We start from the raw sequence: 19,383 nt of genomic DNA, 5'->3' as shown, positions 1-19,383 counted from the left end.
CCTCCATGGCACTCACGACCGAGCACACGCAGTGGTGCGAGAGCACGTTCCGCGCCCTCGTGGACAACGTCGAGCAGGCGGTGGTGGGCAAGCGGCACGTGGTCGAGCTCGCGTTCACGACCATGATCGCGGAGGGTCACCTGCTCCTCGAGGACGTGCCCGGCACGGGCAAGACCTCGCTCGCCCGCGCGATCGCGCAGACCGTGCGCGGCACCGCCACCCGCATCCAGTTCACGCCCGACCTGCTGCCCGGCGACGTCACCGGCATCTCCGTGTTCGACCAGCAGGCCGGGCGCTTCGAGTTCCACCACGGACCCGTCTTCGCCAACGTGGTGCTGGGGGACGAGATCAACCGGGCCAGCCCCAAGACCCAGTCCGCGCTGCTCGAGGTCATGGAGGAGGGCCAGGTCACCACCGACGGCGTGACGCGCGAGGTGACGGCGCCGTTCATGGTGGTCGCCACCCAGAATCCCATCGAGCAGGCCGGCACCTACGCGCTGCCCGAGGCCCAGCTCGACCGCTTCATGATGCGCACCTCCCTGGGCTACCCCGACCACGCGGCCACCGTGCGCATCCTCGACGCCAGCCGCGCCCACCGGGTCGTGGTGCCCGCGATCGTCGAGCTCGACACCATCCGCGCGATGAGCGCGATGGCCGACCAGGTCGAGCAGCACCCGCTCATCGTCGACTACATCGCGCGGCTGGTGCATGCGACCCGCACCGCCACCCAGGTGCGCCTGGGCGCGTCGATGCGCGGAGCCCTCGCGCTGTCCAGGGCCTGCCGCGCGTGGGCGCTCGCGCACGGCCGCCACTACGTGGTGCCCGACGACGTCAAGGAGCTCGCCGACGTGGTGCTCGCGCACCGCCTCATCCTGGACCCGGAGGCCGAGTTCGACGGCGTCACCGCCTCCGCCGTGATCGGGCAGATCCTCCTCGACACCGCGCCGCCGACGCCCCGCGATCTCGCGTGACCGAGCCCTCCGCGCTGTCCGGCCGCACCCGCAGCGGGGTGACGGCCGCGACCGGCATGCGCACCCGCACCGAGGTGGCCGGCCGCCGCCGCGGGGTGCGCATCCGCGCGGAGCTGGCCGCCGCGGCGTGGGCGCAGCGCGCCCGCGTCGGGATCGTCCGGGGCACGCGGGCCGTGCGCCGCACGGTCACGCCCACCGGCTGGCTCGCCGCCGTCTGGGCCGTGCTGGGCGTCGCCGCCGGACTCGCGTGGGGCTGGGACGAGCTGCTGGTCTCCGGCCTCGCGGCGGGCGCGCTGCTCGTGCTCGCGGTGCCGTTCCTCCTGGGTCGCGCCGCCTACGACGTGGACTTCGCGCTCGAGCGGGACGCGATCGTCGCCGGCGCGGAGTCCGCCGCGCAGGTGGTGGTGCGCAACGTGGGCACCGCCGTGGCGCTGCCCGGCCGGATCGAGCTGCCCGTGGGCCCGGGCCTGGTCGACCTTCCGGTGCCGCTGCTGCGCGGCGGGGCCGAGCACCGCACGCGCGTGGTGATCCCCGGGCTGCGCCGCGGGATCATCGACGTGGGCCCCGCCACCACCACCCGCTCCGACCCGCTGCGCCTGCTCCATCGCCGCTTCCACTGGGCGGAGGTGCGCACGCTCTACGTGCACCCGCGCACCGTCGACGTGCCCAGCACGTCGCTGGGCTTCGTGCGCGACCTCGAGGGCCGCGCGGCCCGCACGCTCACCAGCGAGGACATCTCCTTCCACGCGGTGCGCGAGTACGAGCGCGGCGACCCGCTGCGCCACATCCACTGGAGGTCGACGGCGCGCACGGGCACCCTCATGGTGCGCCAGTTCGAGCAGACGCGGCGGTCCGTGGTGTCGATTGTGCTCGACGTCGACGCCGCCTCCTACGCGCACGAGGCCGAATTCGAGATGGCCGTCTCCGCGGTCGCCTCCCTCGCGGTGCGCGCGCGGCGCGACGGCCGCGAGGTCGAGGTGGTGATCGGCGGTGCGGTCCCGGAGTTCGCCCGCGCCACCATGCGGTCCGTGCGCAGCCTGCGCACGGTGACCCCGCGCGCGCTGCTCGACGACCTGTCCGGGGTGGAGGCGGCCCCGGCGGTCGCGCCGCTCGGCGACGTCACCCGCATGCTCGCGGAGCGCGGCGGCGCGACCTCGCTCGTCTTCCTCGCGACCGGCGCCCGCCAGCCGCTCGCGGCCGCCCGGTCGGCCGCCCTCCACATGCCCGACGATGTCTCCGTCGCGACCCTCGTGTGCGACCTCGAGGCCGAGCCGGGCACCCACGCCCTGGGGACGATGCAGGTGGTCACCCTGGGCATGCTCGACGATCTCCGCCACCTGCTCGCCCGGGGGGTGCGCCGCTGATGGCCGCCCGCCCGCCCGCCTCCCGGCCCGCGCTCGTCGTCGGCGCCGCGCTGTTCGCGCTGGGCATGGCCGCCGCCGCGTGGTGGGCGCTGCGACCCGTGTACGGCACCGTGCGCTTCGACCTGGTCGCGACCGCCGGGGCCGCTGCGGGGATCCTCGCCGCGGTCGCGGCGCGGGCGCTGCGCCGGCGCCTGGGGCTCGGGCTCGCCCTCGCGGCGCTGCTCTACGCGGCGGTCGCGTTCGCGCTCGCCGTGCCGTCGGCCTGGCACGGCGCCGTCGGCCTGGCGCAGGCCGCGCTCGACGTGGTGAGGGCGCCCGTCACGGGCTGGAAGGAGCTGGTCACGCTCCCCGTGCCGGTGGGGGAGTACGGCGCGACGCTCGTGCCGCCGCTCGCCGCCTTCGTGGCCGCCACGTTCGCCATGGTGTGGATCGGCTCGATGTGGATCGGCGCCTTCCCGCACCGGCGCTGGCCCTGGGCCGCGGTCCCCGGCGCGGGCCTGGTCGCCCTGGCGATCGCGGTCGGGCCGGCCTCCCGTGGGGCGGAGCGCGGCGCGGAGCCCCTGGGCGGGGTGCTCACCCGCGAGTTCGTCGTGGGCCTGGTCGCGCTGGGCATCGCGCTCGCCTGGTTCGTGTGGCGCGTCTCCGACGCCCGCCGCCAGGCGCTGCGGGCGGCCTTCGAGGCCGAGGTCAAGGTCGAGCGCGCCCCCGTCCGCGCGCTCGGCACCGTGCTCACGGCCACCGCGCTCGTGAGCGCGAGCGTCATCGCGGCGCTCGCCGTCGCGACGCCGGTGGCCGCGGAGCAGGAGCGCGAGGTCGCCCGGACCGCGATCGAGCCGCGGCTCGCCGTCGACTCCTCGGTCACGCCGCTCGCGTCCTACCGGGCGGCCTTCGCGGAGGGCGCGTACGACGCGCCGCTGTTCACCGTCGAGATCGAGGACGGCGCGGCGGACGACGCGGCGGGAGGGGTCGACCGCATCCGCCTGGCGACGCTGCCCTTCTTCGACGGCGACACGTACTCCGCCACCGCTCCCACCGGCGTCGCCCCGCTGCGCTACCGGCGCCTGCCCACCGCGCTGCCCGGTGCATCGTCCGCCAGTACGGTTCGGATCACGATCGAGGGGCTCACCGGGCTGTGGGTGCCGCTTCCGGGCGCGCTGGGCGACGCGGAGTTCGCGGGTGGGCGTGCCGACGTGCTCGAGGATTCGTTCTACTACGTCGCGGACACCGCGACCGGCGTCACCACCGTCGACGGGGGCCTGGTCGCCGGCGACGTGGTGGTCGCGCGCGGTGCCGGCACGACCGGGACGCTCGCCGAGGCCGGTGCCGCACCCGGGGTGGCGTCCGTCCCCGAGGAGCTGCTCCCGCCGTCGCTCGTCGAGTGGGTGGACGCCCAGGGTGTGACCTCCGACGGCGCCGGCCTCGCGCGGCTGGTCGAGGCGCTGCGCTCGCGCGGGTACCTCTCGCACGCGCTCACCGCGGACCAGGCCTCCGCGTGGGCCACCGATCTGCCCGGCTACGCCTTCCACCCTTCCGCGGCCGGCCACTCCTACGACCGCCTCGACCGGCTCTTCACCGCGCTGGTGGAGCGCGAGACGCAGAGCGCCGGCGACGGTTCCCTCGTGGCGGCCGCGGGCGACGACGAGCAGTTCGCGGCGGCCGTCGCGCTCGTCGCCTCCCACCTGGGCTTCCCGTCGCGCGTGGTCCTCGGGGTGCGGCTGGCCGACACCGATCCCCAGGGCTGGACCCCCGCACCGTGCGAGGACGGCGTGTGCCGTGGCCGCCACCTGAGCGCGTGGGTCGAGGTGCGGGCCGCGTCCGGCGAGTGGATCGCGGTCGACGTGACGCCGCAGCACGAGGAGCCCATCACCCCGCTCGCCTCGGACAACCGCGACCCCGAGTACCCCACCGCGACCAACCCGCGCCAGGCCGACGAGATCGGTGCCACGGCGGCCCTCGAGGGGCGCAGCGCGGGAGAGGAGGCGGTGGCCGACGACGCGACGGGCGCCGTCGCGGAGGTGAGCGTCGCGCGTCGCGTGGCGCGGGCGGCCGGCGCCTCGCTGGCGCTGCTCCTGGTGCCGCTCCTCGCGATCGTCGCGGCCAAGGCCGTCCGCCGCGCGCGCCGGCGCCGGCGCGGCACCACCACCGCGCGCGTCGAGGGCGGCTGGGACGAGTACCTCGACCTGGCGGTCGACGCCGGGCTGGCCGCGCGGCCTCTGGCGACCCGCCAGGAGGCGGCCGTGGCCTACGGCACCACCCACGGCGTGCGGCTCGCCGCGCTCGCGGACCGGGCCACCTTCTCCACGGCGGGGTGCGAAGCGGGCGATCCGGACGAGGCATGGGCGCTGCTCGCCGCCGATCGCGCGGAGGTGCTGGCGGGGATGGGCTTCTGGCGTAGGCTCGGCGCGAGACTCTCGGTGCGGTCCCTCACGGGGCGGGCGCGCCGGTTGCCGCGCGAGCCGCGGGTCGCGTCCGCGGACCGGCCCGCGCGGCGGTGGACGGCCGCGAGGACCACGATGGAGAGCAGCCCGGCGCGTCCGGGGCGCCGCTAGCGCTCGGGCGCCGACGAACGGAAGGAACAGGGCGAGGGAATGACCACGCAGGTGCTGGTGCAGGGCGGGCTCACCGCCGCCGTCGTAGGGGTCGCCTACGTGTGGATGGCGCTCGCGCTCGGGGCGGTCTACCGTCGCGTGGGCGGGAACCCCGGCAGCGCCTGGGTGCCCATCGCGCGCTGGGTCCAGATGGCACGCGTCACGCAGTCCGGCGTGGGCGCCACGGCGGTCGCGCGCACCTTCGAGGCGCTCGGGCTCGTGGCCATGGTCGCGGCCTTCGCGACGCGCGACCAGCTGGGCGACGGCGCGAGCCTGCTCGTCGTCGGGGCCGCGGCGGTCTACGCCGTCGCCGCGTTGGTCGCCTGGATCCTGTGGATCGTCCACACCCACCGCCTGGGGCTCGACCACGCGCTGCCCGGCGGCCTCGTGGTGGTGGCGGCGCTCGTGCCCGTCATCTGGGCCTCGCTCGTGGGCTGGAGCTCGCGCTTTGCCCCCAGCGGCCACTCCTCCGCTCCCGTGCCGGCGCCGCTGGTCGAGCGCGCGCCGTTGCGCACGGGCCAGATCCCCGTCGTCGCGCCCGCCCCGGTGGACGATTCCCCGGAGCCTCAGGAGGCCGCAGAGGAGGCCCCCGCGGCCGAGTCGCCGGCCGTGCCCGAGTCGCCGGACCCGACCGCCGAGGTGCCCCGCGTGAGCGAGGCCGCGCCCGCCACGCCCTTCCTGGGCGCCGCGCCGATCGTGCCGTCGCGCGCCTCGCTGCGCCCCGCCGGCGCTGACGAGGGCGATGCGCCGGCCGACGACGCCGTTGACGCGGACGCCCCGCCCGCGGCCCCCGAGCGGCCGGCTCCGCTCACCGCCGAGGTCCCGCTGTCGCCCTACATGCAGGGCGGCGCCGCCTCCCCGCCGCCGGTTCCCGCGGCCCGCCCCGAGCAGCCCGCGAGCCCCATCTCCCCGTACCTGCGGACCGGGTCGATCCCCGTCGTGCCGCCCGCGCCCGTGGCCGAGCCCGAGTCCGTCGAGGACGAGGTGCAGGACGCTCTCGCCGAGAGCGTTGAGCACGAGGCGCCGGATGCGTCGGCCGAGCCTGTCGAGGACGAGGTGCAGGACGCTCCCTCCGAGCCTGCGCCCTCCCCGGAGACGCCGCCCAGCCCCTACGTGGTATCCCCCCTCGCCGATGCACCGGTGGCCGAGGTGCCCCCCGCCCACTCGCTGGCCGAGCAGGAGCCGGAGCCCGGCGAGGAGCCCCAGCTCGAGCCCGCGCCCGAGGTCGCCCCCGAGCCTGCGGACGAGGCCGCCGATGCGCCGGAGCCGGAGCCCGAGGCCGGACCCGATGCCGCACCCGAGCCCGAGCCCCAGGCCGACGAGGACGGCGCGTCCGCGTTCTGGGCCTCGATCGTCCGCTCCGCCCGTGACACCGACGACAACGAGCCCGACACCGAGGCCGGGGACTCCCACCAGGACGACGACCAGGCGCCCGCCGAGGACCGCGCGGCCGGTGCATCGTCCCCCGAGGCCGCCCACGACCCGGAACTGGACGACCGCACCCAGGTCTCCGCGCGCCAGCGCGAGGCGTGGGAGCTGGTGACCGGAGACGGCGCCGTGTACCCGTTCGACGCGGCCACGGTGGTGGTGGGCCGCCGCGGCCTGCGTCCGGTGGCGCAGGCGGGCGGACGCGTCGAGATCTCGGACGCCACCAAGACCATCTCGAAGTCGCACGCGCGCCTCTCGCTCGAGGGCGGCCGCTGGACCGTCGAGGACCTCGGCTCGACCAACGGCACGCTGCTCGTCGGCGCCGACGGGCGGGAGCGCCGCGTCGAGGCCGGCACCCGCGCCGTCGTCGCCGACGTGCTGCTGCTCGGCGACGTCGAGGTTCGCATCCGCCGCCGGGAGGGCTGATGCCCGGCGCGGCGATGTTCGGCGGGGCCGGCGCGACCCATGTGGGCGGTCGCGCCCGCAACGAGGACAGCCTGCTCGCGAACTCGCCGGTGTTCATCGTCGCGGACGGCATGGGCGGGCACGTGGGCGGCGCCGCCGCCTCGGCCGCCGTGGTCGAGGGGTTCGCGCCGCTCGCGACCGGCGAGCCCGCCACGCCGGACCAGGTCGCCGATGCGGTGGATCGCGCCCGCGAGGGCGTCGCCCGGGTGTCCGCGAGCCTGGGCGGCGACGCCGGCTCCACGCTCACCGGCGCCGTGGGCGTGCGCTGGGCGGGCACGCACTGGTGGATGGTGATCAACGTGGGCGACTCGCGCGTCTACGCGCTCGACGGTGGCGCGCTCACGCAGGTTACCGTGGACCACTCGCACGTGCAGGAACTCGTCGACGCGGGCCGGCTGACGCCCGAGGAGGCCGCGCACCACCCCGACCGGAACATCGTCACGCGCGCGATCGGTGACGACATCCCTGGCATGGACGCGTGGCTCGTGCCGCTGGTGCCGGGCCGCCGCCTCGTCATCGCGAGCGACGGGCTCACCACCGCGGTGCCGGACCGGCGCATCGCCGCGATCGCCTCGACGGTGGCGCACGCGCACGCCGCGGCCGCCGCGCTCGTCGATGCGGCCCTCGCCAACGCCACCAGCGACAACGTGACCGTGGTGGTCGCGGACTCGGCCGGGGCGACCGACGCGCAGGCGGACCCCGCCCCGTGGCCGGTCTGGGGTCACGACCCCTTCGAGGCCGACGACCTCACCTCGCCGTCGAGCCGCGCCGAGCAGGAGTGACGGGGGCGCCGTGACCGAGCCCGACGACCGCACCACCGTCTCACCGCGCGGTGCGCGACAGGGCGGCGCCGGCGAGGACGGCCCCGACGATTCGACCGCGGAATCCGCCAGGTCCGCGCCGGACGATGCGACGGTGGTCCGGACGCGCGACCTCGCCGCGGCGGAGGTCACCCAGGCGGCGGACGCGACCATGCTGTCCGCGCGCGCCGACGGCGCTCCGGGAGCGCGCACGCAGTCCGGGGAGCCGACCGTCCAGGACGTCGAGGCGGCGGCGCGGTCGACCTCCTCCCGGGCTCCCGCGACGCCCCCGGCGGGGATGTTCGGCGCGGCGCCCGAGCCCTACGAGGTGCGTCAGGTGCCGCCACCCCCGCCGCTCGATGTCGATCCCGTCGGCCCCGCGCCGTCCCCGCGGGTCCGGGTCATCACGCCCGAGGAGCGCGTCCAGCGTGCCGCCGCGGCCGCGCGCCGCCGCACCGCTCGCCTGGTGGTGGGCGTGGCCGTGCTGCTCGGGGTCGCGGTCGGGGTGGTGCTCGCCGCGATTACGCTGGCGTCATGACCGACGCCCTGCAGCGCTCCCCGCTCCACGACGAGCACGTCGCCCACGGCGCGACGCTCGTCCCCTTCGCGGGATGGGAGATGCCCGTCCGCTACTCGGGGGACCTCGCCGAGCACACCGCCGTGCGCACCGCCGCCGGCCTGTTCGACCTGTCCCACATGGGCGAGATCTCGGTGCGCGGCGCGGATGCGGCCGCCTTCCTCGAGCACGCGCTGGTGGGCCGCCTGTCCGCCGTCAAGCTCTGGGGCGCGAAGTACACGATGATGTGCACGCCCGAGGGCGGCGTGATCGACGACCTCATCGTCTACCGGCGCGACCTCGACCACTTCGTCATCGTCGCCAACGCGTCCAACCACGCGACCGTCATCGGCGAGCTGCGCGAGCGCCGCAACAGCTTCGATGTGGGCATCGAGGACCTGTCCGTCGAGACCGCGCTCATCGCCGTCCAGGGCCCGGCGGCCGAGCGCATCGTCGCCCGCATGTGCCACCGCGGCGACGACGACATCCGCGCGATGCGCTACTACACGTTCGCCAACATCGTCCTCGACGGCGGCATCCACGCCGTCGCCGCCCGCACCGGATACACGGGAGAAGACGGCCTCGAGCTCTTCGTGAGCGCGGACGATGCGGCGGCCGTCTGGCGCCTCGCCCTCGCCCAGGGCGAGGGGGACGGGCTGATCCCGTGCGGCCTGGCCGCACGCGACTCGCTGCGGCTCGAGGCCGGCATGCCGCTGTACGGCCAGGAGCTCACCCGCGACACGACGCCGTACGAGGCGGGTCTGGGCCGCATCGTGGTCCTGGGCACCGCGGAGCGGCCGCGGGGCGACTTCGTGGGCCGCGACGCGCTCGTGCGCGCCAAGGCGGACGGGCCCCGGAAGGTGCTCGTGGGGCTCGCGGGCGAGGGCCGCCGCGCCGCCCGGGCCGGCTATCCGGTGGTCGACGAGGACGGCGCCGAGGTCGGGCGCGTGACCTCCGGCGCGCCGTCGCCCACGCTCGGCCACCCCATCGCGATGGCCTACGTGCCGCCCGCGCTCGCGGAGCCCGGCACCACCGTCGCCATCGATGTGCGCGGACGGCGCGAGCCCATGACCGTGGTCGCGCTACCGTTCTACACGAGGGCCTCCTGAGGCCGCCGAACCGAGAGAGGTGCACCATGGCAAGCGTTCCTGAGGAGCTGGCGTACTCGGCCGAGCACGAGTGGGTCGCGGGCGATCCCGACGCCGGTGCCGTGGTCACCGTCGGCATCACGTCGCACGCCGCGCAGGCGCTCGGCGACATCGTCTACGTCGAGGCGCCCTCCGTGGGCGACACCGTCACCGCGGGCGAGGTGTGCGGCGAGCTCGAGTCGACCAAGGCCGTGAGCGAGCTCTACTCGCCCGTGTCCGGCACCGTCACCGCGGTGAACGAGGGCCTCACCTCCTCGCCCGAGACCATCAACTCCGACGCGTACGGCGACGGCTGGATCTTCAAGGTCGAGCTCTCGGAGACGGCCGACGACCTCCTCGACGCCGAGGCCTACGTCGCGACCCTCGCCTGACGCGACCGACCCCATGACCGCGAACACCCGCCTGGTGGTCGCCGCGGCGATCACCGACTCGCTCGACGCGCCGCGCCGGCTGCTGGCCGCGCGGCGCAGCGCCCCGTCGGCGCTCGCCGGGCTGTGGGAGTTCGCGGGAGGCAAGGTCGAACGGGGCGAGGACCCCCAGGCCGCGCTGCACCGCGAGATCCGCGAGGAGCTGGGCGTCGAGATCGAGATCGGCGAGGAGCTCGTGGGGCCGGACGACGGCGCCGGCGTCGAGTCCTCCTGCGTCTGCCCGGTGTGGATGCTGCGTCCGGGCGACGCCGACGTCGAGCGGCTGGTCATGCGCGTGTGGTGGGCGCGCATTCTTCCCGGCGCGGACGGCGCCGAGGTAGAGCCCCGACCCCTCGAGGACCACGACGCCCTGCGCTGGCTCGAGCCCGGCGGCTGGCGCGACGTGCCGTGGCTGCCCGCCGACCAGCGCATCGTCGAGGCGCTGCTGCTCGACGCGGTCGAGCGCCACCGCCGCGCGTACTGCTGACCGCTTCCGTCAGGCCCGACGGGCCACACACCCCGCAATGTGGTCGTTCACCAGGCCGCATGCCTGCATCGCCGCGTACATGGTCGTGGGCCCCACGAACACGAACCCCGCCTTCTTGAGGGCCTTGGCGAGCGCGACCGACTCCGGCGTCTGCGCCGGCACGTCGGCCCACGTCGCGGGCGGCTCGGCCCGCGGCTCCGGCGCGAACGACCAGAACAGCTCGTGGAGGCTCGTGCCCTGGTCGCGCAGTCCCACCGTGGCCCACGCGTTGGTGATCGCGGACTCGATCTTGCGGCGGTTGCGGACGATGCGCGTGTCCTGCAGCAGGTCCTCGACGTCGCGCGGGGTGAACTCGGCGAGCACGAAGGGGTCGAAGCCGGCGAACGCCTCGCGGTAGCCCTCGCGCTTGCGCAGGATGGTGAGCCACGAGAGCCCGGACTGGGCGCCCTCGAGCACGATCCGCTCGAGCAGCGCCTGGTCCCCGTAGACCGGCAGCCCCCACTCCTCGTCGTGATAGCGCTCGTACAGCGGGTCGCCATTGCCGAAGCAGCGGAGCAGGTCGTGCCGTTCCTCGATCATGGCCCCAGTGTGGCCCGGCGCGCGCCTGGCGCGGGAGCCTGACTCTCGCGGCCTGGGGAGGAGGGGCGCCAGGCAGGGGACGGGGACATCGGCCCTGGGTGTGGGGTGCTGTGACCACCGGCCGACCCCTCGGCGTCGCCCCGATCCGGCCCCGGACCAGGGGAAATGGCACCGAGTATCCGTAGCAGGTCCCGGCATGTCGCGCGTAGGGTGACCCCCGCCATGACGATCCGCGACCTCCTTGCCACGCGCCGCCCCACGCTCTCCTACGAGCTGTTCCCTCCGCGCACCCCCGCGGCCGAGGAGAGCCTCGCGCGCACCATGGACCTCCTCGCGGCCACGGGGCCGGACTTCATGTCCGTCACCTACGGCGCGTCCGGCACCACGCGCGAGACCTCGCGCGACGCGATCCACCGGCTCATCGAGGCCACGGCGGTGCCCGCGCTCGGCCACCTCACGTGCGTCGGCCAGTCCCGGGCGGAGCTCATCGGCGTCGTCGAGGCCTACCTCGCGGAGGGCGTGCACGACTTCCTCGCGCTGCGCGGGGACCCGCCGCGCGGCGAGGACTCCTGGCGCCCGCACCCCGAGGGGCTGCTGTACGCGAGCGAGCTGGTCACCCTCATCCGTGACGTCGCGGCCGCGCACGGGGTCGACGTGAGCATCGGCGTCACCGCCTTCCCCGCCCAGCACGCCGTGGAGGGCGAGCGAGAACTCGGGCTCACGGTGCTGCGCGCCAAGCGCGACGCGGGCGCGGACTTCGCCATCACCCAGGTGTTCTACGAGGCGGACCACTACACGGCGCTCGTCGAGGATGCGGCCGCCGCCGGCATCGACATCCCGATCATCCCCGAGGTCATGCCGCTCACCACCGTGCGCCGCGCCGTCCGCGCGCAGGAGCTCACGGGCGTCGCCACGCCGCCCGCGCTGCTCGCCGCGCTCGAGTCCGCGACGGACGACGACGACGCTCGCGCGATCGGTGTCGACTTCGCCGCCCGACTCTCGGGCGAGCTGCTCGACGCGGGCGCGCCGGGCATCCACATCATCACGTTCAATCAGTCCGCGGCGGCGCTCGCGCTGGTGGAGGCCATGGCGCTCGTGCGGGACTGAGGCCCGAGGGGCGGCGGGCCCGCACGGGACCCAGGGCGGTCCGGCGCCGCCTCGCCGCGTGCGACCATCGACGCATGACTCGACAGACCTCGCACCGCTCCGTCCAGATCACCCGCGAGACCGAGGGCGTGTACATCGCCCGCAATGCCAAGGGCGCGGAGCTGCGCTTCGGCCGCGGCGAGGGTCTGCTCACCCCGGTCGACCTGCTGCTCGCCGCGATCGCCGGCTGCTCGAGCATCGACGTCGACGCGATGACCTCGCGCCGCGCCGCCCCCGAGCGCTTCGACGTCGAGGCCTCCGCGACCTACGTGACCGAGGACGGCGCCAACATCCTCGAGGACATCACGGTCCTCTTCGACCTGGCCTTCCCCGAGGGCGAGGACGGCGACAAGGCCCGCGCGCGCATCGGCGCCGCCCTCCAGGCCTCGCACGACCGTCACTGCACCGTCTCCCGCACGGTGGAGGCGGGCGTGCCGGTCGCGCTCGAGGAGCGCCCGGCCGACGCCCCGGCCTAGCCCGCCGGGGGACGATGCGGCGGTCGCCGCATCGTCAAATGTCACCGAGTGCCAGGGATGATGCTGCCATTCCCTGGCACCAAGGGCCTAGTCAGCGACGCCTGCGCGCGTTAGGATTCCGGCACACTTCGGCGCGCCGTCAGCGTCGACCAAGCGCAATGGCGAGCCCGCCGCGCACCGACCCTCGTTGAGGAACCATGTCAGAGCAGCCCACCGTCCCTGCCCCTGCGCCCGCCTTCCCCGGTGCCACGATCCTTGGCTACCCGCGCATCGGCCGAATGCGCGAGCTGAAGAAGGCCCTCGAGTCGTTCTGGAAGGGCGCGACCGCCGCCGCCGACCTCGAGGCCGCCGCCAAGGAGCTGCGCCTCGCCAACCTCGAGCGCCTCGCGCGGCTGGGGCTCACCGAGCCCTCCGCCATCCCGTCGAACTTCTCCTTCTACGACCACGTGCTCGACGCCGCCGTGACCCTGGGCGCCGTGCCCACGCGCTTCGCGGACCTGCGCGCCGCGGACGGCTCCGTCGACCTCGCCGGCTACTCCACCCTCGCCCGCGGCGTGGGCGACAAGGCGCCGCTCGAGATGACCAAGTGGTTCGACACCAACTACCACTACCTGGTGCCGGAGATCGGCCCCGAGACCGAGTTCGCGATGTCGAGCACGCGCTGGGTCGACCAGTTCGTCGAGGCCAAGGAGGCCGGCCACCTCACGCGCCCGGTCATCACCGGTCCGCTCACGTTCCTGTACCTGTCGAAGGCGTCGGACGAGGCACCCGAGGGCTTCCGTCCCATCGAGCGTCTCGAGGACGTGCTCGAGGTCTACGGCAACCTCCTCGAGGCGTTCAAGTCCGCCGGCGCGGAGTGGGTGCAGATCGACGAGCCCATCCTGGTCGCGGACATCGACGCGCCCCGCGAGGAGGTGCTCGCGAACGCCGCCAAGGTCTACGGCTCGCTCGCGTCGCTCGCGAACCGACCCGCGCTGCTCGTCGCCGCGCCGTACAACGCGCTCGACGACGCTCTGCCGGTCCTCAAGGACTCCGGCGTCGAGGCCGTCTCGCTCGACCTGGTGCGCGGTTCCGTCCCCACGGGCGTCGACCTCACGGGCCTCACCGTGGTCGCCGGCGTGGTCGACGGCCACAACATCTGGCGCACCGACCTCGACGCCGCGCTGCGCAAGGCCGCGGAGGTCGAGGCGCTCGGCGCCGCCGTCACCATCGGCACCTCCACCTCGCTGTTCCACGTCCCCCACACCATCAAGGGCGAGGAGCACCTGGGCGAGGAGCTGCTCAGCTGGCTCGCCTTCGCGGACGAGAAGGTCTGGGAGGTCGCCACCCTCGCCAAGGTGCGCGCCGAGGGCGAGGAGGCGGTGGCCGATGCGCTGGCCGCCACCCGCGCCGCCCTCGCCTCGCGCAAGGCTCACCCGGGCACCAACCGCGCGGACGTGCGCACGGCGCTCGAGGCCGTGACGCCCGCGGACCTCGACCGCGCCGAGTACTCGGTGCGCGCCGCGGCCCAGGACGCGCGCTTCGCGCTGCCGGAGCTCGCGACCACCACCATCGGCTCCTTCCCGCAGACGCCCGAGATCCGCAAGGCGCGCGCCGCGTGGGCCAAGGGCGCGCTCGACGACGCCGCCTACGAAGAGGCGATGCGCGCGGAGATCCAGCGCGTGGTGCGTCTCCAGGAGGACCTGGGGCTCGACGTGCTGGTGCACGGCGAGGCCGAGCGCAACGACATGGTGCAGTACTTCGCGGAGCTGCTCGACGGCTTCGACGTCACCAAGAACGGCTGGGTGCAGTCCTACGGCTCGCGGTGCACGCGTCCGTCGATCCTGTGGGGCGACGTCGCGCGTCCCGAGCCCATGACCGTGCGCTGGGCCGAGTACGCCCAGTCGCTGTCGGAGCGCCCCGTCAAGGGCATGCTCACCGGGCCGGTCACCATCCTCGCGTGGTCCTTCGTGCGCGACGACCAGCCCCTGGGCGTGACCGCCAACCAGGTGGCGCTCGCCCTGCGCGACGAGGTCCGCGACCTCGAGGACGCCGGCATCGGCATCATCCAGGTCGACGAGCCCGCGCTGCGCGAACTCCTTCCGCTCAAGCGCAAGGACCAGGCGGCGTACCTCGAGTGGTCGGTGAACTCCTTCCGGCTGGCGACCGCCGGCGCCAAGGACGACACCCAGGTCCACACGCACCTGTGCTACTCGGAGTTCGGCGAGATCATCGACGCGATCGACGGCCTGGACGCGGACGTGACCTCCATCGAGGCGGCGCGCTCGCGCATGGAGGTGCTGCCCGCCATCCGCGACCACGGCTACGAGCGGCAGATCGGCCCCGGCGTGTGGGACATCCACTCGCCGCGTGTGCCCTCGACCGCGGAGATTACGGAGCTGCTCACGCTGGCCAAGGAGTCCATCCCGGGCCGCCAGCTGTGGGTCAACCCGGACTGCGGCCTCAAGACCCGCGGCTACGAGGAGACCACCGCGTCGCTCGAGCACATGCTCGCGGCGACGCGCGCCGTGCGCGCGTAGCGGCTCGTCGAGCTTCGCCGCGCCCGCCACGCTCGGCCTCCCGGCCCGGCGCCCCACTCAGGGGCGTCGGGCCGCTTCGCGTGGCGGCGCCCGTCGTGGGCGCGGAGCGCCTCCTAGCAGGCGGCGTTCTCGACGTAGCCGTGTTGGGAGTCGAACCGGACGCCAGGATTGTTCGACACGTAGCCCTTGGGGTGCTTGAGCTGCACGCACCAATCCTCGGGGCTCGAGCCGCCCTCGAAGGTGACGAGCTCGACGCCCGGGGAGACGCCCAGCACCGGGGTGCCGTTGATCGTGTAGACGTTGTTGCCGTCCACGGTGTCGTCATCGACAACGACCGTGGTCGTGTCCTCATCGAAGGCGATGCGGATCTGGATGCCCAGGTTCATCGCGTCGGACTGTGCTGCCGAGTCCGCGGCCTTCGCCTGCTGGTTCAGGTAGATGGGAATCGCGAAGGCCGCCAGGATCCCGATGATGATGATCACCACCAGAAGTTCCACCATCGTGAATCCGCGGTCGCTGCTACGGCGCAAGGTCCTCATGTCGCCCCCCTCAAGGCTCAGTCGCCAGTGTGGCGCGCGAGGCCTCGGATGGCAAGGGTGATGCAACCCTGTCATCCCTGGTGAGTGCCCGCGGAGGGGTCGGGAGGGCCGCCGGCGCGGCTACAGCAACAGCTGCCAGTACCCCACGTCGATCCACCGGTCGAACTTGAGCCCGGCGTCGCGCACCGTGCCCACGTGCGTGAAGCCCAGCCGCTCGTGCAGGGCCACGGACCCCGGGTGCGGCAGCGCGATCACCCCCATCACCGAGTGGACGGGGGCGTGGGCGCAGGAGCCGGGCAGCGCACGCAGGCGCGCGAGCAGCTCCGCGTAGAGCGCCGTGCCCAGCCCGGCGCGGCGCGCGCCGTGGTCGAGGTAGATGGTCGACTCGAGCGTGTGCGCGTAGGCCGCGCGGTCGCGGAACGGCGCGGCGTACGCGTATCCCACGACCCGGCCGTCGTCCTCGGCCACGATCCACGGCAGCCCGCGCGCGGCCACCGCCTCGATGCGCGTGCGGAGCACGTCGGCGGACACCGGCTCGGTCTCGAACGTGGCGGTGTCGTGGCGGACGTAGTGGTCGTAGATGCGGGCGATGGCGGGGGAGTCGGCCATCGCGTCGGCGGTGCGGATCACGGGGCCATCATCCCGCGACGGCGAGCGGCTCGTCGCGGCTCACCTGCTCCTCGTAGGCGCGGCGGGTGCGCAGGTAGCGCCAGGCCGCGCCGGCGACCGCGACGCCCAGCAGCCCGGCCACCGCCGTGACCAGGAAGCCGCCCTCGGAGCCATGCCGGTCGATGATCCAGCCGGCCAGCCACGCCCCGGCCGCGATCCCCAGGTCCATGCCGGTGCGCGTCCACGTCATGCCCTCGGTCAGGCGGGAGCGCGGGACCAGGGCGTGCGTGACGCCGTCGCCCACGGCCATGGTGGGCGCGATCGCGAGGCCCGTGATGAACATCAGCGCGCCGAGCACGGCCAGGTTGGGCGCGAGGATGAACGATGCGGCGCCCAGCCCGGTCGCGGAGACGCCCCACAGCAGGCGGGACGCGAGCGTGCGGGTCCAGGCGCGCGAGCCGTAGAGGAGCCCGCCGGTGAGCGAGCCGAGCGCGAACACGGCGAGCACCGGGCCGGACCAGTGCTGATGCCCCAGCTCCTCGGCGAACGCGACGGTGGAGGCATCGACGGAGGCGAACAGTGCGCCCTGCGTCGCGAAGATCACCGTGGTGACCACGAGGGCGGGCGTGGTGACCAGCAGGTGGCCGCGCAGCGCGCCGCGGTAGCTGCGGCGGGCGGGCGGGTGGGCCGATGCGGTCGACGCGGCGGCGCCGATGCGCGGCATCGACCCGTCGATGACGAGCGCGCTCGCGTGCTGCAGCTCACCCTGGCGGCGGCGGGCGTCGCGGCGGCGGGCCGGCGGCTCGGTGTCCGTGAGCGCCAGGAAGCCGTAGCCGCCCACGGCGAGGCTGACGACCGCGACCGCCGCGGGGACCCAGGACGCGACCTGGGTGGCGAGGATGGTCGCGATGGCGGGCCCGCCGATGAACAGCACCTCCTCGAGCGAGGATTCGAGCGAGAACGCGGTGTTGAGGGCGTGGCGGTCGGGGACCACGTGCGTCCAGCGGGCGCGGGTGTGCGTCGACTGCGTGCCGCCCGCGGCGAACAGCGGCGCGAGGCACAGCACCACCCAGATGGGCTGGTGCGCGAGCACGGCCGCGATCATCGCGAGCCGGCCCGCGATCGCGACCGCGAAGCCCCAGCGCAGCACGCGCGACTGGCCGTACGCGTCGACCAGGCGGCCCACCTGAGGGGAGATCGCCGCATAGGACACCGCGATCGCGGCGACCACCATGCCGGCGTACTCGTAGCGGCCGTACTCGAGCTGGACCAGCAGGAACGTGCCCAGGCCGGTGAGCCCCATCTGCACGCGCGCGAGCAGCCCCCACGCGGTGAACGCGCGGGCGCCGGGCAACGACAGGATGTCGCGATACGGAGAGAGCATGGAGCTAGGCACCTCGGAGGATCGTCAAGGGTGCGCGTCCTTGCGCGTGCCACGCCAACCGCGCGACGTGACCGGCGCATCCTCCCCGATGGTCATCCGTGGGGCCGGGGCCCCGAGCGGGGAGGATGGCACATGGTCTCACACGCCCGGGGCGGTCCTCGACGAGCCGGCCGACTTCGACGAGCGCGGCGGCCGCGAGGTGCGAGGGTGGCGCGCCGCGGGCTTCTTCAACGGGGACGGGATGCGGTCGGCGTAGCGCATGAGCACCGAGCCGACGACCGCGAGGATGAGCACGTACGCGGCCGCGAGGGGTCCCAGCAGCGGCTGGATGCCGGCGGAGACGCCGAGCCCCGCGATGACGATCGAGAACTCCCCGCGCGGCACCAGGGACAGTCCGGTGCGCCACTGGCCCTTGGGGCCGATGCCCGCCTGGCGGGCCGCCCAGATGCCCGTGCCCACCTTGGTCACGCCCGTGACGAGGGCGAGGGCGAGGGCGGGCAGGAGGACCGGCCACAGGTCGCGCGGGTCGATCCCGATCCCGAAGAACACGAAGAAGATGCCGCCGAACACGTCGCGCAGGGGCGGCAGGAGGCCGCGGATCTGGTCCGCGACGTTGCCCGACAGCGTGAGCCCCAGGAGGAACGCGCCGACCGCGGCGGACACCTGCACCGCCTCCGCGAGCCCCGCCACCAGGAACGCGAGGCCCAGCACGCCCAGCAGCAGCAGCTCGCGCGAATGCGAGTGCACCGCGTGCGAGACGTGGTGGGAGAAGCGCGACGCGAGGACGAACGCGACGCCCACGATGCCGATCGCGATGCCCGCGGCGACGGCGCCCTGGAGGATCGTCGCGCCGATGAGCATGACGGCGACGATGGGCAGGTACACCGCCATCACGATGTCCTCCATCACGAGCAGGGAGAGGATCACCGGGGTCTCGCGGTTGGCGAGGCGGTCGAAGTCGTCGAGCAGGCGCGCGATGATGCCCGAGCTGGAGATGTACGTGACGCCGCCGAGCAGGACCGATGCGGTGGGCGACCACCCGAGGATCAGCCCCACGGCGAAGCCCGGCAGCCCGTTGGCGAGCAGGTCGAGGATGCCCGCCTTCCATGTGGTGCGCATGCCCACCCGCAGGTCGGCGGGCGAGTACTCGAGGCCCAGCAGGAGCAGCAGGAGCACCACGCCGATCTGCGCGCCGGTCTCGAGGAACTCCTCGCCGGCGCTGATCGGGATGAATCCGCCGTCGCCCATCAAGAGGCCCGCGAGCAGGTACAGCGGGATGGACGGCACGCCGATGCGGTTGGCGAGCCGTCCCAGGATGGCGAGCACCAGGAAGACCAGGCCGAGCTCGATGAGGACGGCCGACGTCTCCTCGTGCGCGCTCTCGGCGACGACGCGCATGCCCGTCATGGGTGCGGTCGCGAGCTCCATGGGTCAGCCCGTGAGGATCGCGGCGGCTCGGTCCACCGCCTCGTCGGAGCCCATGACCAGGACGGTGTCGCCGGCCTCGAAGACGAAGGATGGCTGGATGCCGGGGATGCCCTGGTCGTCGCGGATCACCGCGACCACGCTGGCCGAGGTCTCGGAGCGGATGCGGCCGTCCGCGAGGCTGCGGCCCACCAGGCCGCCCGCGTCGGGCATGGTCACCCACTCGATCGCGAGCCCCACGATGGTGTGGCGCAGATCCTCGAGCCGCGCGGTGATGTTGGTGCCGCCCAGCAGTTCGGCCAGCTTGCCGGAGTCGCCCTCCGACAGCTCGACGGTGCCGCGGCACGCGTCAGGGTCCTCACGGTCGTACAGCGCGATGTCGCGCTTGCCGTCGCGGCGGACGATCACTCCCACGTGATCGCCCCCCTCGGCGGTGAACTCGTAGCGGACGCCGACTCCGGGGAGCGGGGTCTCGAAGATCTCCATGGGGCC

At 74.5% G+C, this 19,383-nt stretch carries 18 protein-coding genes; 12 read left to right on the top strand and 6 right to left on the bottom strand.

Annotation, left to right across the window (positions count from 1 at the left end; all coding sequences use genetic code 11):
• Positions 1 to 5: 5 nt before the first annotated feature.
• The 9 genes from AOM03_RS10165 to AOM03_RS10125 are packed head-to-tail and all read left to right on the top strand — an operon-like array spanning position 6 to position 10,214.
• Positions 6 to 971 carry an AAA family ATPase gene (locus AOM03_RS10165; RefSeq protein ID WP_062381001.1) on the top strand — a complete coding sequence of 322 codons (966 nt, stop codon included), beginning with the start codon at positions 6 to 8 and terminating at the stop codon, positions 969 to 971.
• Complete coding sequence (locus AOM03_RS10160; protein ID WP_062380998.1) at positions 968 to 2,335, top strand: DUF58 domain-containing protein; 1,368 nt, start codon at positions 968 to 970, stop codon at positions 2,333 to 2,335. The genes AOM03_RS10165 and AOM03_RS10160 overlap by 4 nt, the downstream gene beginning before the upstream one ends.
• On the top strand, positions 2,335 to 4,884 hold the full coding sequence (locus tag AOM03_RS10155; protein WP_062380995.1) for a transglutaminase domain-containing protein: 2,550 nt from the start codon (positions 2,335 to 2,337) through the stop codon (positions 4,882 to 4,884). The genes AOM03_RS10160 and AOM03_RS10155 overlap by 1 nt, the downstream gene beginning before the upstream one ends.
• 39 nt (positions 4,885 to 4,923) lie before the next feature.
• Complete coding sequence (locus AOM03_RS10150; RefSeq protein WP_062380993.1) at positions 4,924 to 6,777, top strand: FHA domain-containing protein; 1,854 nt, start codon at positions 4,924 to 4,926, stop codon at positions 6,775 to 6,777.
• Positions 6,777 to 7,598, top strand: a complete 822-nt coding sequence (locus AOM03_RS10145; protein WP_062380987.1) for a PP2C family protein-serine/threonine phosphatase — start codon at positions 6,777 to 6,779, stop codon at positions 7,596 to 7,598. Before AOM03_RS10150 ends, AOM03_RS10145 begins: the two co-directional genes overlap by 1 nt.
• Positions 7,599 to 7,608: 10 nt before the next feature.
• Positions 7,609 to 8,154: a hypothetical protein gene (locus tag AOM03_RS10140; protein WP_062380985.1), complete on the top strand. Its 546-nt coding sequence runs from the start codon at positions 7,609 to 7,611 to the stop codon at positions 8,152 to 8,154.
• A complete protein-coding gene (gene gcvT / locus AOM03_RS10135; RefSeq protein ID WP_062380983.1) occupies positions 8,151 to 9,281 on the top strand; it encodes a glycine cleavage system aminomethyltransferase GcvT in 1,131 nt (376 codons plus the stop codon). Before AOM03_RS10140 ends, gcvT begins: the two co-directional genes overlap by 4 nt.
• Before the next feature lie 26 nt (positions 9,282 to 9,307).
• Positions 9,308 to 9,691 carry a glycine cleavage system protein GcvH gene (gcvH, locus tag AOM03_RS10130; RefSeq protein WP_062380974.1) on the top strand — a complete coding sequence of 128 codons (384 nt, stop codon included), beginning with the start codon at positions 9,308 to 9,310 and terminating at the stop codon, positions 9,689 to 9,691.
• A gap of 13 nt (positions 9,692 to 9,704) precedes the next feature.
• Positions 9,705 to 10,214 (top strand): (deoxy)nucleoside triphosphate pyrophosphohydrolase, encoded by a 510-nt coding sequence (locus AOM03_RS10125; RefSeq protein ID WP_062380971.1) that lies wholly within the window; start codon positions 9,705 to 9,707, stop codon positions 10,212 to 10,214.
• A 9-nt stretch (positions 10,215 to 10,223) separates the two neighbouring features.
• On the opposite strand, the gene AOM03_RS10120 is transcribed toward AOM03_RS10125, so the two are convergent.
• Entirely contained in the window at positions 10,224 to 10,793 is a 570-nt protein-coding gene (locus AOM03_RS10120; RefSeq protein WP_062380968.1) for a DNA-3-methyladenine glycosylase I, read from the bottom strand.
• 222 nt (positions 10,794 to 11,015) lie between these two features.
• On the opposite strand from AOM03_RS10120, the gene AOM03_RS10115 reads away from it, so the two are divergent.
• The 3 genes from AOM03_RS10115 to metE all read left to right on the top strand — a co-directional run bounded on the left by AOM03_RS10115 (position 11,016) and on the right by metE (position 14,934).
• A complete protein-coding gene (locus AOM03_RS10115; protein ID WP_227589964.1) occupies positions 11,016 to 11,900 on the top strand; it encodes a methylenetetrahydrofolate reductase in 885 nt (294 codons plus the stop codon).
• Between the two features lie 74 nt (positions 11,901 to 11,974).
• Positions 11,975 to 12,415 carry an OsmC family protein gene (locus tag AOM03_RS10110; RefSeq protein ID WP_062380966.1) on the top strand — a complete coding sequence of 147 codons (441 nt, stop codon included), beginning with the start codon at positions 11,975 to 11,977 and terminating at the stop codon, positions 12,413 to 12,415.
• Positions 12,416 to 12,612: 197 nt separating this feature from the next.
• Positions 12,613 to 14,934: a 5-methyltetrahydropteroyltriglutamate--homocysteine S-methyltransferase gene (gene metE / locus AOM03_RS10105; RefSeq protein ID WP_062380964.1), complete on the top strand. Its 2,322-nt coding sequence runs from the start codon at positions 12,613 to 12,615 to the stop codon at positions 14,932 to 14,934.
• A 113-nt stretch (positions 14,935 to 15,047) separates the two neighbouring features.
• On the opposite strand, the gene AOM03_RS10100 is transcribed toward metE, so the two are convergent.
• The 5 genes from AOM03_RS10100 to AOM03_RS10080 all read right to left on the bottom strand — a co-directional run bounded on the left by AOM03_RS10100 (position 15,048) and on the right by AOM03_RS10080 (position 19,377).
• Entirely contained in the window at positions 15,048 to 15,473 is a 426-nt protein-coding gene (locus AOM03_RS10100) for a prepilin-type N-terminal cleavage/methylation domain-containing protein (RefSeq protein ID WP_082092330.1), read from the bottom strand.
• Between the two features lie 120 nt (positions 15,474 to 15,593).
• A complete protein-coding gene (locus AOM03_RS10095) occupies positions 15,594 to 16,103 on the bottom strand; it encodes a GNAT family N-acetyltransferase (RefSeq protein WP_227589963.1) in 510 nt (169 codons plus the stop codon).
• A 7-nt stretch (positions 16,104 to 16,110) separates the two neighbouring features.
• The gene (locus AOM03_RS10090; protein ID WP_062380958.1) at positions 16,111 to 17,466 is read right to left on the bottom strand and encodes an MFS transporter; all 1,356 of its coding nucleotides are present in this window, start codon (positions 17,464 to 17,466) and stop codon (positions 16,111 to 16,113) included.
• 138 nt (positions 17,467 to 17,604) lie between these two features.
• Positions 17,605 to 18,894: a cation:proton antiporter gene (locus AOM03_RS10085; protein ID WP_156157705.1), complete on the bottom strand. Its 1,290-nt coding sequence runs from the start codon at positions 18,892 to 18,894 to the stop codon at positions 17,605 to 17,607.
• Between the two features lie 3 nt (positions 18,895 to 18,897).
• Positions 18,898 to 19,377, bottom strand: coding sequence for a cation:proton antiporter regulatory subunit (locus AOM03_RS10080; protein ID WP_062380956.1), 480 nt, complete (start codon positions 19,375 to 19,377; stop codon positions 18,898 to 18,900).
• Positions 19,378 to 19,383 lie beyond the last annotated feature (6 nt).

It is taken from the genome of Demequina pelophila (assembly GCF_000971175.1).
Taxonomy (GTDB): Bacteria; Actinomycetota; Actinomycetes; order Actinomycetales; family Demequinaceae; genus Demequina; species Demequina pelophila.
This window is presented reverse-complemented; position numbering and strand designations above follow the sequence as displayed.

Excerpts from the sequence above, each read along its gene's own strand:
- AOM03_RS10165 (WP_062381001.1), top strand. The coding sequence starts at position 6 with ATGGCACTCACGACCGAGCACACGCAGTGGTGCGAGAGCACGTTCCGC.
- AOM03_RS10155 (WP_062380995.1), top strand. The coding sequence starts at position 2,335 with ATGGCCGCCCGCCCGCCCGCCTCCCGGCCCGCGCTCGTCGTCGGCGCC.
- AOM03_RS10150 (WP_062380993.1), top strand. The coding sequence starts at position 4,924 with ATGACCACGCAGGTGCTGGTGCAGGGCGGGCTCACCGCCGCCGTCGTA.
- AOM03_RS10145 (WP_062380987.1), top strand. The coding sequence starts at position 6,777 with ATGCCCGGCGCGGCGATGTTCGGCGGGGCCGGCGCGACCCATGTGGGC.
- gcvT (WP_062380983.1), top strand. The coding sequence starts at position 8,151 with ATGACCGACGCCCTGCAGCGCTCCCCGCTCCACGACGAGCACGTCGCC.
- gcvH (WP_062380974.1), top strand. The coding sequence starts at position 9,308 with ATGGCAAGCGTTCCTGAGGAGCTGGCGTACTCGGCCGAGCACGAGTGG.
- AOM03_RS10125 (WP_062380971.1), top strand. The coding sequence starts at position 9,705 with ATGACCGCGAACACCCGCCTGGTGGTCGCCGCGGCGATCACCGACTCG.
- AOM03_RS10120 (WP_062380968.1), bottom strand. The coding sequence starts at position 10,793 with ATGATCGAGGAACGGCACGACCTGCTCCGCTGCTTCGGCAATGGCGAC.
- AOM03_RS10115 (WP_227589964.1), top strand. The coding sequence starts at position 11,016 with ATGACGATCCGCGACCTCCTTGCCACGCGCCGCCCCACGCTCTCCTAC.
- AOM03_RS10110 (WP_062380966.1), top strand. The coding sequence starts at position 11,975 with ATGACTCGACAGACCTCGCACCGCTCCGTCCAGATCACCCGCGAGACC.
- metE (WP_062380964.1), top strand. The coding sequence starts at position 12,613 with ATGTCAGAGCAGCCCACCGTCCCTGCCCCTGCGCCCGCCTTCCCCGGT.
- AOM03_RS10100 (WP_082092330.1), bottom strand. The coding sequence starts at position 15,473 with ATGAGGACCTTGCGCCGTAGCAGCGACCGCGGATTCACGATGGTGGAA.
- AOM03_RS10090 (WP_062380958.1), bottom strand. The coding sequence starts at position 17,466 with ATGCTCTCTCCGTATCGCGACATCCTGTCGTTGCCCGGCGCCCGCGCG.
- AOM03_RS10085 (WP_156157705.1), bottom strand. The coding sequence starts at position 18,894 with ATGGAGCTCGCGACCGCACCCATGACGGGCATGCGCGTCGTCGCCGAG.
- AOM03_RS10080 (WP_062380956.1), bottom strand. The coding sequence starts at position 19,377 with ATGGAGATCTTCGAGACCCCGCTCCCCGGAGTCGGCGTCCGCTACGAG.